Genomic DNA, 15,473 nt, shown 5'->3' on the forward strand with positions numbered 1-15,473 from the left:
GGAGTTCCAACATGCAAAAATCATCTGTCCGGCTAGGCGTGGATATCGGCGGCACCTTCACTGATGTGGTGCTTGAAGTCGACGGGGCCTCCTTTTCTACCAAAGTGCTGACCACCTATGCTGCACCTGAAAACGCGATTATCGACGGGATGCATCAGGTCTGTGCCAAGGCGGGCGTCACGCCACAGGCCATCACCCAGATCATTCACGGCACAACCCTCGCCACCAATGCGCTGATCGAACGGCGCGGGGCCAAGACAGCGCTGATCACCACCGAAGGGTTCCGTGATGTCATTGAAATGCGTACGGAGTCGCGGTTTGAACAATATGATCTGAACCTCACCCTGCCCGAACCGCTGTTGCCGCGCCAGATGCGCTATACCGTGGCGGAACGCGTTGATGCGCGGGGTGATGTGCTGATCCCGCTGGAAAGGTCCGATGTTGAAGACGTCGTGGCACAGATCAAGACCGCAGGGTTTGAAAGTGTCGCCGTGGGGCTGATGCATTCCTATCTGAACCCCGCCCATGAACAGATGGTGCGTGAGGTACTGGCAGAGATGATGCCCGAGGCCATGGTGTCCCTGTCTTGCGAAGTCTCGCCACAGATGCGCGAATATGAACGCTTCAACACGGTTGTGGCGAATGCCTATATCAAACCCCTGATGAAATCCTATCTGGGCCGTCTTGAGGGCCGCCTTCAGGATGAAGGTGTCGCCTGCAATATTTTCCTGATGCACTCCGGTGGCGGGATTATCTCGATTGAAAGCGCTGCTGAATTCCCCGTGCGGCTGGTCGAATCCGGTCCTGCGGGTGGTGCGGTTTTTGCGGCGCATATTGCGGCGCGCTATGGTTTGGACAAGGTATTGTCCTTCGACATGGGCGGCACCACAGCCAAGATTTGCCTGATCAAGAACCAGACCCCGAAAACCAGCCGCGTGTTTGAAGTGGCCCGCACCTACCGTTTCAAAAAGGGTTCCGGTATGCCGATATCGATCCCCGTGATCGATATGGTCGAGATTGGTGCCGGCGGCGGATCGCTGGCCCATGTGGATGCCATGCGCCAGATCCGGGTTGGGCCGGAAAGTGCCGGATCGGAACCGGGGCCGGCCTGCTATGGGCGTGGCGGTGCCAAACCCGCGGTAACCGATGCCGATCTGGTGCTGGGCAAACTGGACCCCGACAATTTTGCCGGCGGGTCGATCAAGCTGGACACTGCCGGGTCCGAAAGTGCCCTGACCTCTGTTCTGGGGGATGTGCTGGATATGGACGCGGCGACATCCGCCTTTGGTCTGGCCGAGGTTGTCGATGAAAACATGGCCAATGCCGCACGGGTGCATGCGGTCGAGAATGGCGAAGACCTGTCGGAATACACCATGATCGCCTTTGGTGGCGCGGCCCCGCTGCATGCCGGGCGGCTTTGTGAAAAGCTGGACGTTGATCGTTTACTGGTGCCGCCGGGTGCCGGTGTCGGATCCGCCATCGGCTTTCTGCGCGCGCCTTTCAGCTTTGAGGCAAACCGATCCGTCTATATGCGCCTGTCGGATTTCGACGCAGGCAAGATCAAGGCCCTGCTGGGTGAATTACAAGGCGAAGCCACAGGGTTTGTGCGCAATTGCGCGCCTGATGCGACCATTCTGTCAGAGTTCAAAGCCTATATGCGCTATGCCGGACAGGGCTGGGAAATCCCGATTGTCCTGACGGCAGAACAAGCCGCCAACCCTGATGCCGAGACATTCGAACGGTTGTTCGCCGAAGACTACGCCAAACTGTTTGGCCGCACGGTTGAAGGGTTGGACATTGAAATCACCGTCTGGTCCGCCAATGCCACAACACCGCCCGAACAGGTTGCCAAAGTGACCACCGCATCCGCCAAAGGCGCGGCGGCCGTCACCACGCGCCGCCCGATGTTCGATCCTGCTTTGGCCGGATTTCAGGACAGTGCGGTCATCCTTCGGGATGAAATGGCAGAAGGCACGGAGGCACAAGGCCCCGCGATCATCACCGAGGATGAAACCACCATCATCCTTCCCACCAGCCGCAAGGCAATCCGCCAGCCCGACGGCTGCATCGACGTGACTGTGAAAGGCTGAACCCATGGTAAAACAACATTCAAACGTCGCCTATCAGGTCATGTGGAACCGTCTGATCTCTGTGGTTGAGGAACAGGCGCAAGCTCTTGTGCGCACCGCATTTTCCACCTCGGTTCGCGAGGCGGGTGACCTGTCCGCCGGGGTCTATGACACCCATGGTCAGATGCTGGCGCAGGCGGTGACTGGCACACCGGGGCATGTGAACGCAATGGCCGATGCGGTGGCGCATTTCATCCGGCGGATCGGACGGCAGAACATCACCCAAGGGGATGTCTATATCACCAATGATCCGTGGGAAGGCACCGGCCACCTGCATGACATCACCATGGTTACACCCTCGTTTCACAATGATGTGCTGGTCGGGTTCTTTGCCTGCACCGCGCATATCGTCGACATCGGCGGGCGCGGCTTTGGTGCCGATGCGGCGAGCGTTTATGAAGAAGGTCTGTATCTGCCCATCATGAAATTCGCCGATGCGGGGGAGGTGGATCAAACCCTTGTGCGGATCATCCGTGGCAATGTGCGCGAACCTGACCAGCTGATCGGCGACATTTACGCGCTGACCACCTGTAACGAAATCGGCCATCGCCGCCTGATCGACATGATGCAGGAGTTCGAACTGGACACATTGGACGGCATCGCCTCTTTCATCCTTGAAAACTCCCGCCGGGCCACGCTGGAACGGATCGCCGCCTTGCCGCGCACCCAAGCCTCGGGTGAAATGACAATCGACGGGTTTTCCGCTCCGATCACCCTTAAGGTCACATTGAGCATTGAAGAAGACCGCATTCTGTCCGATTTCGCGGGCACCTCGGGCCTTGATCGCAAGGGCATCAATTGTCCGCTGGTCTATGCCAAGGCCTATGCCTGCTACGCGCTGAAGGTTGCGATTGCGCCGGAAATTCCCAATAACGCGGCCTCGCTTGCGCCGTTCGAGATTGCGGCCCCTGACAATACCATCGTTAATGCCCTGCATCCCGCACCCGTGGCCCTGCGCCATATCGTGGGCCATTTCATCCCTGACGTGGTGTTCAACGCCTTTGACAAGATCGTGCCGGATCTCGTGCCAGCTGAGGGTGCCGGATGTCTGTGCAACTTCCAGGTCTCCCTGCGCCCGCGCATGGACGCACCTGCCCCGGCGGACGCCGTGCGCCGCGAGGTGCTGACCTTCAACTCTGGCGGATCGGGGGCGCGACCGGAATTTGACGGGCTGAACGCCACCGCCTTCCCCTCCGGCGTGATGACAATGCCGGTGGAGGCCACGGAACATGCAGGCCCGGTGATCATCTGGCGCAAGGAACTGCGTCCTGATTCAGGCGGCAGCGGCAAACAGCGCGGCGGTCTGGGGCAATATATGGTGGTTGGCGCGCGCGAAGGTCATGAGTTCGACATTCAGGCCATGTTCGACCGCGTGGATCACCCCGCCCAAGGACGGCGCGGCGGCGGGGCCGGTGCGCCCACAACCATCGCCCAAGATGACGGGGGCAAGATGTATGGCAAGGGCAAGCAACTGGTGACCCATGGCCGCAAGGTGATGATGGCCTTTCCCGGTGGCGGCGGCTACGGCGATCCTGCTGAGCGGCCCAGAGAAAGCGTGATGCGCGACCTTGCGCGGGGATACATCTCGGCCCAGACTGCGGCACAGGACTATGGATTGAGCAACGCCGATATTGCAGCGGTGCAGAACGCTATCGCCAAGGGGGAAACCATCTGATGAAACTTGCGCCCAACCGCTTTACCCGCGCCCTTGCCTCTGGCGAGAAACAGCTGGGCCTCTGGATCAGCCTGTGCAGCCCCTTTGCGGTTGAGGTTACCGGCCCTGCGGGTTTCGACTGGGCGTTGATCGATATGGAGCATTCGCCAAACGATTATATGACGGTGATGGGGCAATTGCAGGGGTTTGCCGATACCGGCACCACTCCCATCGTGCGGCCAGAGTGGAACAACCCGGTGATTGTCAAACGCCTGTTGGATCTGGGCGCACGCGGATTGCTGTTTCCGATGATCCAGACGGTGAAAGAGGCCGAACAGGCCGTGGCCAGCACCCGTTATCCACCCCATGGCACGCGCGGGGTTTCCGGCGCGATGCGGGCCAATAAATTCGGGCGTGTTACCGACTATGTGGCGCGGGTTGAGGATGAAACCACTGTCCTGCTGCAACTGGAATCCGCCGCCGCCGTGGCCCGTGCCGAGGAGATCGGCGCGGTTGCGGGCGTGTCGGGGATCTTTTTCGGGCCTGCGGATATTGCCGCAGACATTGGCAAGCTGGGCAAACCGATGGACCCCGAAGTCTGGGACCTGATCAGACCCGCCGCAAAGAAACTGATGGCGATGGGTGTACCCGTCGGCACATTGGTACTGGACCCGGATTTTGCCGCTGAGCTGTTAAACGAGGGGTTCAGCTTTGTCGCCTGCGGATCGGATGTGTCCTTGCTTGCCAAAGCCTCGGATACGCTGCTGGCAAAGGTCAAAGACCGGCTGTCTTGAGGCGCGGTGCGCCACCACAGCCAGTAAATCGTCCCTCGATCCTAAAATTCGACCTCTTCTGGGTCGGTTGCCCTTGAGAAACCGCGCTTTTTGCCACAAATATGGACGATGTCTTAAGGTCCTGGTCAGGAGTTCGCGTGTCCCTCTTCCTTGTCGTCGCCCTGCCCTTCCTGGGCGCATTGCTGCCCGGTCTCATGAACAATGCGGGGCGTCAGGCCTGTGCCGGCGTCACCTTCACTGTTACGCTTGCCGCATTTATCGGGTTGTTGACCAATCTGCCTGCTGTGCTGGCCGGGGAGGTCGTGACAACCGGGGTGAACTGGCTGCCATCGCTGGGCATGAATGTGAACCTCATGCTGGACGGGCTGGGGTTCTTCTTTGCCCTGCTGATCCTGGGCATCGGCCTGCTGATCATCACCTATGCACGGTTTTACCTGTCACGTGATGACAACATGGGTGAGTTCTTCACCTATCTGCTGTTGTTTCAGGGCGCGATGGTGGGGATCGTCCTATCCGACAACATATTGGTTTTGCTGGTATTCTGGGAGCTGACATCGCTGTCCTCCTTCCTGCTGATCGGCTATTGGAAACATCTGCCCGAGGGACGTCAGGGCGCGCGTATGGCGCTGACCGTTACTGGCATGGGGGGGCTTGCGCTGATTGGGGGCATGCTGATTCTGGGCAATATCGCAGGCAGCTACGACCTGAGCGTCATCCTGCAAAGCCGGGAGGTCATTCAGGCCAGCCCGCTTTACCTGCCAGCGCTGATCCTGATCCTGCTGGGCTGTTTCACCAAATCGGCGCAGTTCCCGTTCCACTTCTGGCTGCCCCACGCCATGGCTGCCCCCACCCCGGTTTCCGCCTATCTGCATTCGGCAACCATGGTGAAAGCCGGGATTTTCCTGATGGCACGGCTTTGGCCGGTCCTGTCAGGCACGCCGGAGTGGTTTGTGATTGTGACCAGCGCCGGTCTGATCACCATGGTTCTGGGGGCGGTGATTGCCCTGTTCAAACATGACCTCAAGGCGCTTTTGGCATTTTCCACGGTCAGCCATCTGGGGCTGATCACCATGCTGCTCGGCACCGGCACTGCCTTTGGCGCGATGGCGGCGATATTTCACATCCTCAACCACGCCACCTTCAAGGCCGCGCTGTTTATGTCTGCGGGGATTGTCGATCACGAAACCCACACCCGCGATATCCGCAGGTTGGGCGGGCTGCGCCATCTGATGCCAATCACCTTTGGCATTGTCACCCTTGCAGCCCTGTCCATGGCGGGAATTCCGTTGCTGAACGGTTTCCTGTCCAAAGAAATGATGCTGGAAGAGGCGCATCACACGGTGCTTTTCGGTTCAGATTGGTTGGTGCCGACGCTTGCTGTTGTCGGCTCTCTGTTCTCTGCCGCCTATTGTTTCCGCCTGATCAGCCACACCTTCCTTGGTCCCAAACGCGACGATTATCCGGCCCATCCCCACGATCCCGGTTTTGGCATGTGGGGTCCACCCGCGCTGCTGGTAGTGCTGGTTGTGATGATCGGCTGTGCGCCGTTTCTGGCCGAACCATTTGTCAAAATCGTCACCGCTTCCCTGCTGGGTGACGTGGCCGCGGTACCCACCGCGCATTTCAAAATCTGGCACGGGCTGGTGCCGGCACTCTATATGTCCATCGCCGCAGTTATTGGCGGCTTGATTGTTCTGGCCCTGTTCAAGCCGCTGCTTAAGGCATGGGACGCGGCCCCGCGCCCTGAAGCCAAGGTCATCTTTGAGGCCCTGATCGAAGCAGCCGCGGCCCTGTCGCGCGGATTGATCCACGGCCTGCACAACGGTGCGTTTTCACGATATGCGGCGATTGCCGCGGTCACGATCACGGCCATCGGGTATCACGCATGGGCAACTGGCACCGTCGGTGCCGCAACCCGCGTTTCCCAAAGCGCCGGACCGGTCGAGATCGCTGGCTGGACAATGCTGGTCACCGCAACACTGGGGCTGGTGTTCCTGCACCGCAACCGCCTGTTGTCGCTGATCCTGATCGGGATTGTCGGGCTGATGGTTTCTGTCGGATTTGTTCTGTTCAGCGCGCCGGATCTGGCGATGACGCAAATCACCGTTGAGGTGGTAACGATCATCCTGCTGCTGCTCGCCTTGAATTTCCTGCCCAACCGCACCCCCGTCGAAAGCACCGTCCTGCGACGGATGCGCGATGCGGTGGTTGCGATTGCGGCTGGTCTGGCGACCTTTGCCATGTCCTATCACTTCTTGCTGCGGGATGCGGTGGCACCGTCGATATCCGAGTTCCACCTCGCTAACTCTTATAAGGGCGGCGGTGGGACCAATGTGGTCAACGTGATTCTTGTCGACTTCCGTGGCTTTGACACCTTTGGCGAGATCATCGTGCTCGGTATTGCGGCCCTGCTGATCTATGCGCTGACCGAGACGCTGCTGGACGGGCCCGTGCGCGCCCGCCTGCTGAACCGCAAACCGGACCAGCCGCGCGCCGGTGACATGCATCCAATGATGATGGTCGTGCTGACACGTGTGTTGATGCCTTTGGTGATGCTGGTCGGGTTTTACATCTTCTGGCGCGGGCACAATGAACCCGGTGGCGGGTTTATCGCAGGCTTGATCGTGTCGATTGGCGTGGTGATGCAATATATGGCCAGCGGCTTTAACTGGACCTCGGCGCGGTTGCGCTATCCCTATCACGGTGTGATTGGTGCCGGTGTGCTGATTGCCGGTTTGACCGGTATCGGGTCATGGTTTGTTGGCAAACCTTTCCTGACCTCGGATTTCACCTATGTGCGCATCCCGCCATTCGAAAAGTTCGAGCTGGCAACAGCTGCCCTGTTTGATCTGGGTGTATTCCTTGCGGTGGTCGGTGCGGTGATGCTGTCCCTCGAAAGCTTCTCCAGACTGGCCCGGCGCAGCCATATGACGGAAAACGAACATCCTATGGACATTGACCCCTCACGCGAGGAATACGACCCCGCTGATCCGGGTAACCCGAAACGGGAGGGCGTGTAACATGGGCCTTGAACTTCTTGTCGCTTCGGCCATTGGCATTCTGACGGCTGCCGGTATGTATCTGGTGCTGCGCCTGCGCACCTTTCCAGTGATCATGGGCATGTCGTTGCTGACCTATGCGGTGAACGTGTTCCTCTTTGCCTCTGGGCGGTTAACCGTTGGCGCACCGCCCATCCTGACAGAAGCCACGCGCTACACCGATCCCCTGCCGCAGGCATTGGTCCTGACCGCGATTGTGATCTCATTCGGCATGACAGCCGTGGTGGTGATGATTGGTCTGGGGGCCTATCTGGGCGGCGATGATGACAGGGTGAATGATCCCGCAGCCGAGACATCCGGGGAGGAAACATCATGATGCACTGGATCATTGCCCCGGTTATCCTGCCCGCCCTGCTGGCCCCGTTCATCGTGCTGGCGGCGCGCTATCACTTTGTGATCCAGCGGGTGTTTTCCATTGCCGGTGTGCTGTCGCTGATTGCCATCAGCGCCGGGCTTGCCTGGCAGGCTTCAGACGGCACGGTGACGCTCTATCAACTCAGCGACTGGGCCGCGCCTTTTGGCATTGTACTGGTCGGGGACCGCCTGTCGACCTTGATGATCCTGCTGACCTCGGTGCTGGCGCTGTTTGTGCTGCTTTATGCCATCGGGTCGAATTGGGACAAACGTGGCTGGCATTTCCATGCGCTGTTCCAGTTTCAGCTGATGGGCATCATGGGGGCCTTTCTGACCGGCGATTTGTTCAACCTGTTTGTGTTCTTCGAAGTGCTGCTGATCGCCTCTTACGGGTTGATGATTCATGGCGGGGGCAACCTGCGCCTGCGGGCCGGCGTGCAATATGTGCTGTTCAACCTGATCGGCTCGACCCTGTTCCTGTTCGCGCTGGGGGCGATTTATGCGCAGACCGGCACGCTGAACATGGCCGATCTGGCCCAGCGTGTGGCACTGATTGATGCCGGTGACACTGTCGGCATCCGCGTTGCTGCGGTGCTGCTGCTGATGGTCTTTGCGATCAAAGCCGCGGTTGTACCGTTGCACTTCTGGCTGCCCTCCAGCTATGCCGAAGCACCTGCCCCCGTTGCCGCCCTGTTTGCGATCATGACCAAGGTCGGAGCCTATGCGATCATCCGGGTATATACATTGATCTTCCCTCCAGAGCTGGCTGCAACCGACGGTCTGCATTCGGTCTGGCTGATGCCTGCCGCCCTGCTGTCGCTGGCGATTGGGATGATTGGTGTGTTGGCCGCGAAAAAACTGGACCGTCTGGTGGCTTTCTCCGTCATCGGGTCGATGGGCATGGTGATGGTAGCGATTGCCATGTTCACCCCGGCAGGGATCGCTGCCGCGCTTTATTACATCGTACATTCCACATTGGCGGCAGCGGCACTGTTCCTAATTGCGGATCTGGTGCGGGCCGGACGCCCTTCACTGGAATTGACCGCAATGCCATCGGTATCCGGCGCGCCGCTGACATCGGCGATGTTTTTCCTTGCCGCAATTGCCATGGCGGGCCTGCCGCCGTTATCCGGGTTCATTGGCAAGCTGTTGATCCTTGATGCCGGATTCGAGGGCAACATGGCAGTATGGATCTGGGCCGTGGTGCTGGGGTCAAGCCTGATCAGCGTTGTGGGGTTCTCGCGGGCGGGTTCAACCCTGTTCTGGAAGGCCAAGAGCATCCCCCACGGCGACGACACATCGCCGGAACCGGCACCCGCCGCCCTGTCCTATGTTGCGGTTGGTGGCTTGCTGACATTGCTTGTCGCCCATACGGTTTTTGCTGGTCCGGCCTATTCCTATGTTGAACAGACCTCGGCGCAGCTATTCGCGCCAGAGCCTTATGTTTCAACCGTTTTGGACACCCCCGGCAAGCTAAGCAAACCCACAAAGGAGGAGCACTGACATGACCCGCGCCTTCCGCTGGCTTTTCCCCCATCCGCTGTTGACCGTGCTGCTGGCAGTGGTCTGGATCTTGCTGCAAAATGAATTCTCTGCCGGAATGGCGCTTTTTGGTGTGATCCTTGGGATTGTGATCACCAAGGCCACAGCAATCTGGTGGCCTGAACGGCCCGGTGGCGTGCATCTGGGACGGTTGTTCAGCTATGCCATGATTGTGCTTTGGGATATTATCATCGCCAATATTCAGGTGGCATGGATCGTACTGACAAAGCCCAATGCTGCACTGAAACCGGCCTGGATCATCATTCCGCTGGATCTGACTGCGCCAGAAGCCATCACCGTGCTGGCCGGCACCATCACCCTGACCCCGGGCACAGTGTCCGCGGATCTGTCGGATGAGGGCCACAGCCTGCTGGTGCATGTGCTGCACACCGAAGATCCCGATGGGGAGCGCGACGGGATCAAGGACCGCTATGAACGCCGGCTGAAGGAGATTTTCCTATGAACGCTGCAACCGACTTTATGGATATCGCCTTTAAACTGGCATTTATCGGCATTGTGATGGCACAGATTATGTCGATGATCCGATTGGTCATCGGCCCCTCTGTTGGCGACCGCATTCTGGCACTGGACACGATGGTGGTGAATGCCATCGGTCTGGTTGTGCTGCTGGGGATCGCACAGGGCACACAGATCTATTTCGAGGCGACGTTGATTGTTGCCATGCTGGGCTTTGTTTCAACCGTCGCCTATGCGCGGTTTGTGCTGCGGGGGGACATCATCGAATGAGCTTTGAAATTATCGGCACATATCTGGTTGGCATCTGCCTGTTGATTGGCGCGGGTTTTGCGCTGGTGGGCACCATCGGTCTGTTGAAATTCAACGATTCAATGACGCGGCTGCATGCGCCGACCAAGGTCGGGACCATCGGCATCGGGGCCTTGTTGCTGGCTTCTATGATCCATTCCTATGTGGTGGGTGAAGGGTCATTGCATGAATTGCTGATCATGGCGTTTCTGTTTGTCACCGCGCCCATCTCGGCAAATTTTATCGCCAAGGTGAACATTCACAAGCAATCCTGCGACGCCCCGCCGCCGCCGCCCAGAGACGACACTTGGTCGACCCTGAACGTACCGGAAGCAGATCGCGAACTGGCGGTAGAGCCGACGCCGCAACTTTAGCGCGGTGCCATGCGGATGGCGCCGTCAAGGCGGATGACCTCGCCGTTCAGCATCGGGTTATCAAGGATATGGCACACCAGCTTGCCATATTCCGCAGGCTGGCCCAGCCGCGATGGGAACGGCACCTGAGCGCCCAGCGAATCCTGTACCTCTTGCGGCAGCCCTTCCAACAGCGGTGTCAGAAACAAGCCCGGTGCCACGGTGCAAACCCGCACACCCTTATCCGCCAGATCACGCGCCATCGGCAGGGTCATTCCGACAATCCCCCCTTTGGAAGCCGCATAGGCTACCTGCCCGACTTGCCCCTCATAGGCCGCAACCGAAGCCGTGTTGATGATCACACCACGTGCACCGTCAGGGGCCATCGGGTCTTGCGCGACCATACGCGATGCGGCTTCAGAGGCGCAGATGAAAGATCCGATCAGGTTGATGCCAATCACTTTGGCAAACATCCCCGCATCATGAGGTTCGCCGCGCGAGACCGTCTTGGCCGCCGGACCGATTCCGGCGCAATTGACCAACACCCGTGGCGCGCCCAGCTGATCATTTACCGCATCCATCGCCGCCTTGACCTGTTCGGCGTTTGACACATCCACGCTGTGGAAGGTCCCGCCCAGATTGGCCGCATGTGCCTCTCCGGCCTCTGCGTTCAGATCAAAGATCGCGACTTTCAACCCTGCACCGGCCAAAGCTGTCGCTGTTGCAGCCCCCAGACCAGATGCGCCACCTGTGACAATCGCCACACTTCCAGACCACATTTCCATTAATAGAACTCCTGTTCATTTATGCCGTGATTTAGACATCTTCTGGCAGAGTCATGCAAGCGCGCTAGTAAAGACCAAAATACTCCTGCTGTTCCCACTGCGAAACGGTCAGATGATAGCGGTCCCATTCCGCACGCCGGATCTTGCAAAGATAATCCACAAACCCGTCGCCCCATGCCATCCGGTAAAGCGGTGAGCCTTCAAAGGCATTAATCGCGGCAAGCAAACTACCCGGCAAGGGCGCAGCATCCGCATCATAAGGGTCCTCTACCGCCTTGGGGGCCTGCATCTGCTGGGCGATCCCGTTCATACCCGCCACAATCTGGCTGGCAAAAAACAGATAGGGGTTGGCCGCAGGCTCTGCCACGCGGTTTTCGATCCGGCTGGCAGGGTCATCCGGTTTGGTCAAAACGCGGATCATCGCGCCACGGTTGTCGCGCCCCCAAACGATGCGGTTCGGAGCCAGTTGATGTGGCTGATAGCGTTTATATCCGTTTACTGTTGGCGTGCTGAGCAAACAGCTTTCTGCCGCATGCGCAAGCAGCCCGGCAATCCAGCCGCTGCACTCAAACGTCAGCGCATACTCTTTCGCTTGAAACAGGTTCATCCCGGTTTGAACGTCAATCAATGACTGGTGCAAATGCCATCCACTTGCCACGGCATTGGGCAGGTTCGGTTTGCACATAAACGTGGCATGCAACCCCTGACGGGCGCAGACCTGTTTCACCGCCGTGCGCAGCATAACCATGTTATCAGCGTGGGTCATGGGATCGGCTGGATCAAATGTGAACTCGAACTGGCTTGGCCCCATCTCGATTTCCATCGACCGGATGGGCAGCCCCAGACCCGCACAGGTACGGCGCAGATCATCCATCACCGGCTCAAGCGCATCATACTCCGTCTCTGTCAGAAACTGATAGCCTTGGGAGAGGTTTTCAGTTTGCGCCGGCTGGCCGGGCATGGTCGCGCTGGCATGATCCAGCTTGGGATCGAGTTTGCGAAAAACGTGAAATTCCACCTCCAGCCCGACAACTAGGGCCCGCCCTTGCGCTGCCAGTTCCTCAACAGATTTCCGCAGAATACCGCGTGTACAAAACGGCGACATGCCGCCCGCACCATCTGCCAAATCGCACAACAACCAAGCAGAATGGGGCGACCACGGCAGGATGCGGAAGGTTGCCGGGTCCGGCACCATCAGGATATCACCTGCCCCGCGCATACCGCCCGCAACCGCGCCATCCGCCTGCCAGACGGGAAACACGGTGCGATGGGAGGTGTCCTTTAACAACAGTGTCGAAGGCGCAGCGATGCCGTTTGCAAACAGCGAAGGCAGGGCACTGGCCACAATCGTCTTGCCGCGCAGGATACCATGCTGGTCGGTGAACAAGACGCGGATGGTTTCCAGATTGGCGGCCTCTGCCTGTGCCACCACGTCGGCGCATTGATCAATGCCAGCCGCGTCCAACAGGCCCAACCGTGCCAGACTGCCGTCAGCGATCCGGTCTTTGAGCGCACTCATGCCGGATTGACCGTTGCATCCCAATCTGCGCAGCCTGCCCGCCGCTCTGCATCGCTGGTGGCGGACACCTCGCGCCAGGCGGCCTTGTCCCCGATGGTATCGTTTGAAATCGGGCCAAAGACCGCAGCCGGGTCAACGCCCCCCCGCATAGGCAGGGTATCTTCCTGCCCGTCCTTCACCGCCGCAATCGCGGCCCGCAGCATGCGGCGGTATTTAATGATCGCCACGTCGGTCTTGCCCAGATGCTCACGGGTGCGGTCAAAGATCGGTCCGGGGCTTTCAACCGCCCATTGGTCATGCACGTTAATATCCATCCCCATACCGGTATAGGTTTCGGTGCGCTGTTCCTCTGGGTCGAACCCGTAGTTGTTCCGCTTGTTCTTCAACGGCGCATAATCCGGCAGGCGGTGTTCTTTCAACCGCTGCGCGCGCATCAACTCCTTATCCACCGGATCGGTAAAGCTGGTGAACATGGAGTACCAATAGCAGTGCCTGTCATCGATCGGCACGTGCCATTGGGTGATGATCATCTCGCGGCTCATCGGGATCGAAATCGCCTGCGGGAAAATCTGGTTGGTGATGCGAATATGGGTTTTCGCCTCATCCAGATGGCGCAGCGCAATCAGGCGTAAGCCATAGTCGGTTTCTTCAACGGTAATCTCGGGGTTGGTATAATCGCGCAGCAGCTTTGTCATCGGGATGTTGGTATCCGCCGCCTTGTCGCGGAACTGTTTGCCATAGCTGTCGGCGGGGTCTTCATCCTTGAGGAACCGGTGCAGGAAGGATGCATGCGCCGGATCGATCCCCACCTCCATGGCTTGCAGCCAGTTGCATTCCCACAGCCCCTTAAAGGCAAAAACATGGGTGTCAGGCGCGCGAAAACAGTCGAAATTGGGAAATTCCGGCGGATCACCCGGCCCCATATAGGCAAAGATGATGCCGTTGCGTTCTTCGACCGGATAGGATGTCGCGCGGATGCTTTCATGCATGCGGCTACCTTCCGGTTCGCCCGGCTGTTCGACACATTGCCCGCTGCGGTCAAAATGCCAGCCGTGAAATGGGCAGCGCAGCCCGTTGTCCTCAAGCCGCCCATGGCACAGATCGGCACCACGATGCGGACAATGGCGATCAATCAGCCCCAGCTGCCCGTCATTGTCACGAAACAACACCAGCCGCTCCCCCAGCAAGGTCACCGGCACCACAGGACGATCCCCGTTCAGCTCATCCGACAGGGCGGCGGGTTGCCAATAGCGGCGCAGCACCGCGCCGGCGTCGCTGCCCGGTCCGGTCAATGTAATTGTATCGTTCAATTCCTGACTGATCATATTCTCTCCTAACGTCATCACGGCGGGGCTGAGCTGTCGGTTCAACCCAATTGCCTTATCCTGCGCAGAGAGAGGGTTGAAATCAATCAGTTTTCCGTGATGGACATGATCATCTGCCCGATAGAACGCACCGTCACGGAATTCGGATCCTGCAACTCTTCCAGCACATCAAAGTGATCCCGCCCGCGCGCTGAATGAAATGAAAGCTCTGGCAGATGCGCGGCCCATCTGTCGTGTATAACCGCCGATTGTACCTGAAATGCCTCCGGTTCATCCGCGCCGATCAAGATATGGACCGGGATATCTGCCAGCACCGGATGGCGTAGCGGGGAAAGGTCTTCGATTTCTGCATCTGTCATCGGGGTCAGATCGCTGACATAGGATCGTGCAATCGGCGCAAGTTCGAACACACCGCTGACCAGAACCGCCCCTTGGATAAGCCTGTGGGTTCCGCGCCCCAGAAGATCACAAATCACCGATGCGGCCAGATGCCCACCGGCAGAGTGGCCAACCAGAAAGACCTTGCCTGCGTCAATGCCCAACGCGTCACTATTCTGCGCAATGTACTGTAAACCATCGTGAATTTCGCGGGTCAGCACCGACAGGCTGACCTCTGGTGTCAAGGTATAGCCGAGCGAAATACTCGCCCAGCCCTGAGTGGCGAAACAGGATGCGGCAAAGCCCGAGACGCTTTTGTCGCCTTCCTGCCAAAACCCGCCATGCAGGAAAACGATCACAGGTTTAGGCGCGCCTCCCCCCGCCTTGGGGTGGAAAACATCCAGCTTCTGACGCGGGCGCGGCCCGTAAGGAACATCCATCTGCACATCGATCTGCGGATCATCCTGCGCCGCCGCCGTCTGCGCCACCATCGCATCCAGAACAGCACCTGGATTTTTCGCGGAGAGGCTTGGCGACAGTTGAAAATTCAGCTGATCAAGCGGCAGCTTCATAAGCGCGTCAAATTCAATCTCCATCCTGTGGTCCCTCATTGTTCGTTCGTTTTCTGCAAGCCATCGCCAGCGGCCACGGCCCATCGCACGGATTTAGATTCTGTTAACCTAGTCGCCCTAGTCTTCCTGCACCACATCAACCAGAGGACGCGTTCATCTTGATAACCTTGCCCGACGCGGTTGGTAGCGCAGGAAAATCCGGGGTTTCATTCTTTTCTCTGCCGGTATCCTCTCCCAAAACCTG

The 15,473-nt window shown here is 58.8% G+C and carries 13 protein-coding genes; 9 read left to right on the forward strand and 4 right to left on the reverse strand.

The window, feature by feature from the left end:
* Positions 1 to 11: 11 nt before the first annotated feature.
* The 9 genes from QQL78_RS12690 to QQL78_RS12730 all read left to right on the forward strand — a co-directional run bounded on the left by QQL78_RS12690 (position 12) and on the right by QQL78_RS12730 (position 10,671).
* Positions 12 to 2,090 carry a hydantoinase/oxoprolinase family protein gene (locus tag QQL78_RS12690; protein ID WP_284373961.1) on the forward strand — a complete coding sequence of 693 codons (2,079 nt, stop codon included), beginning with the start codon at positions 12 to 14 and terminating at the stop codon, positions 2,088 to 2,090.
* Between the two features lie 4 nt (positions 2,091 to 2,094).
* Complete coding sequence (locus QQL78_RS12695; RefSeq protein ID WP_284373962.1) at positions 2,095 to 3,804, forward strand: hydantoinase B/oxoprolinase family protein; 1,710 nt, start codon at positions 2,095 to 2,097, stop codon at positions 3,802 to 3,804.
* Positions 3,804 to 4,577 (forward strand): HpcH/HpaI aldolase family protein, encoded by a 774-nt coding sequence (locus tag QQL78_RS12700; protein WP_284373964.1) that lies wholly within the window; start codon positions 3,804 to 3,806, stop codon positions 4,575 to 4,577. Before QQL78_RS12695 ends, QQL78_RS12700 begins: the two co-directional genes overlap by 1 nt.
* 137 nt (positions 4,578 to 4,714) lie before the next feature.
* A complete protein-coding gene (locus tag QQL78_RS12705) occupies positions 4,715 to 7,597 on the forward strand; it encodes a monovalent cation/H+ antiporter subunit A (RefSeq protein ID WP_284373966.1) in 2,883 nt (960 codons plus the stop codon).
* 1 nt (position 7,598) lies between these two features.
* The gene (locus tag QQL78_RS12710) at positions 7,599 to 7,952 is read left to right on the forward strand and encodes a Na+/H+ antiporter subunit C (protein WP_284373968.1); all 354 of its coding nucleotides are present in this window, start codon (positions 7,599 to 7,601) and stop codon (positions 7,950 to 7,952) included.
* Positions 7,949 to 9,493 (forward strand): monovalent cation/H+ antiporter subunit D, encoded by a 1,545-nt coding sequence (locus QQL78_RS12715; protein WP_284373970.1) that lies wholly within the window; start codon positions 7,949 to 7,951, stop codon positions 9,491 to 9,493. The genes QQL78_RS12710 and QQL78_RS12715 overlap by 4 nt, the downstream gene beginning before the upstream one ends.
* A gap of 1 nt (position 9,494) precedes the next feature.
* Positions 9,495 to 9,995, forward strand: coding sequence for a Na+/H+ antiporter subunit E (locus QQL78_RS12720; RefSeq protein WP_284373972.1), 501 nt, complete (start codon positions 9,495 to 9,497; stop codon positions 9,993 to 9,995).
* Positions 9,992 to 10,279 (forward strand): K+/H+ antiporter subunit F, encoded by a 288-nt coding sequence (locus tag QQL78_RS12725; protein ID WP_284373974.1) that lies wholly within the window; start codon positions 9,992 to 9,994, stop codon positions 10,277 to 10,279. Before QQL78_RS12720 ends, QQL78_RS12725 begins: the two co-directional genes overlap by 4 nt.
* Positions 10,276 to 10,671: a Na+/H+ antiporter subunit G gene (locus QQL78_RS12730; protein ID WP_284373975.1), complete on the forward strand. Its 396-nt coding sequence runs from the start codon at positions 10,276 to 10,278 to the stop codon at positions 10,669 to 10,671. The genes QQL78_RS12725 and QQL78_RS12730 overlap by 4 nt, the downstream gene beginning before the upstream one ends.
* Here QQL78_RS12730 and QQL78_RS12735 read toward each other — a convergent pair.
* The 4 genes from QQL78_RS12735 to QQL78_RS12750 all read right to left on the reverse strand — a co-directional run bounded on the left by QQL78_RS12735 (position 10,668) and on the right by QQL78_RS12750 (position 15,253).
* Positions 10,668 to 11,435: an SDR family NAD(P)-dependent oxidoreductase gene (locus tag QQL78_RS12735; RefSeq protein ID WP_284373977.1), complete on the reverse strand. Its 768-nt coding sequence runs from the start codon at positions 11,433 to 11,435 to the stop codon at positions 10,668 to 10,670. The two genes, QQL78_RS12730 and QQL78_RS12735, sit on opposite strands and share 4 nt — an antisense overlap.
* Positions 11,436 to 11,499: 64 nt before the next feature.
* A complete protein-coding gene (locus QQL78_RS12740) occupies positions 11,500 to 12,954 on the reverse strand; it encodes a glutamine synthetase family protein (protein WP_284373979.1) in 1,455 nt (484 codons plus the stop codon).
* A complete protein-coding gene (locus QQL78_RS12745) occupies positions 12,951 to 14,279 on the reverse strand; it encodes an aromatic ring-hydroxylating dioxygenase subunit alpha (RefSeq protein ID WP_284373980.1) in 1,329 nt (442 codons plus the stop codon). The genes QQL78_RS12740 and QQL78_RS12745 overlap by 4 nt, the downstream gene beginning before the upstream one ends.
* 86 nt (positions 14,280 to 14,365) lie before the next feature.
* Positions 14,366 to 15,253, reverse strand: coding sequence for an alpha/beta hydrolase (locus tag QQL78_RS12750; RefSeq protein ID WP_284373982.1), 888 nt, complete (start codon positions 15,251 to 15,253; stop codon positions 14,366 to 14,368).
* Between the last annotated feature and the right edge of the window lie 220 nt (positions 15,254 to 15,473).

The sequence above is a fragment of the Sulfitobacter pacificus genome (assembly GCF_030159975.1).
Classification (GTDB): Bacteria; Pseudomonadota; Alphaproteobacteria; order Rhodobacterales; family Rhodobacteraceae; genus Sulfitobacter; species Sulfitobacter pacificus.

What these genes read in the sequence shown, in the direction of transcription:
- QQL78_RS12700 (WP_284373964.1), top strand. Translation starts at nt 3,804, where the DNA reads ATGAAACTTGCGCCCAACCGCTTTACCCGCGCCCTTGCCTCTGGCGAG.
- QQL78_RS12715 (WP_284373970.1), top strand. Translation starts at nt 7,949, where the DNA reads ATGATGCACTGGATCATTGCCCCGGTTATCCTGCCCGCCCTGCTGGCC.
- QQL78_RS12710 (WP_284373968.1), top strand. Translation starts at nt 7,599, where the DNA reads ATGGGCCTTGAACTTCTTGTCGCTTCGGCCATTGGCATTCTGACGGCT.
- QQL78_RS12725 (WP_284373974.1), top strand. Translation starts at nt 9,992, where the DNA reads ATGAACGCTGCAACCGACTTTATGGATATCGCCTTTAAACTGGCATTT.
- QQL78_RS12730 (WP_284373975.1), top strand. Translation starts at nt 10,276, where the DNA reads ATGAGCTTTGAAATTATCGGCACATATCTGGTTGGCATCTGCCTGTTG.
- QQL78_RS12720 (WP_284373972.1), top strand. Translation starts at nt 9,495, where the DNA reads ATGACCCGCGCCTTCCGCTGGCTTTTCCCCCATCCGCTGTTGACCGTG.
- QQL78_RS12740 (WP_284373979.1), bottom strand. Translation starts at nt 12,954, where the DNA reads ATGAGTGCGCTCAAAGACCGGATCGCTGACGGCAGTCTGGCACGGTTG.
- QQL78_RS12750 (WP_284373982.1), bottom strand. Translation starts at nt 15,253, where the DNA reads ATGGAGATTGAATTTGACGCGCTTATGAAGCTGCCGCTTGATCAGCTG.
- QQL78_RS12735 (WP_284373977.1), bottom strand. Translation starts at nt 11,435, where the DNA reads ATGGAAATGTGGTCTGGAAGTGTGGCGATTGTCACAGGTGGCGCATCT.
- QQL78_RS12690 (WP_284373961.1), top strand. Translation starts at nt 12, where the DNA reads ATGCAAAAATCATCTGTCCGGCTAGGCGTGGATATCGGCGGCACCTTC.
- QQL78_RS12745 (WP_284373980.1), bottom strand. Translation starts at nt 14,279, where the DNA reads ATGATCAGTCAGGAATTGAACGATACAATTACATTGACCGGACCGGGC.
- QQL78_RS12695 (WP_284373962.1), top strand. Translation starts at nt 2,095, where the DNA reads ATGGTAAAACAACATTCAAACGTCGCCTATCAGGTCATGTGGAACCGT.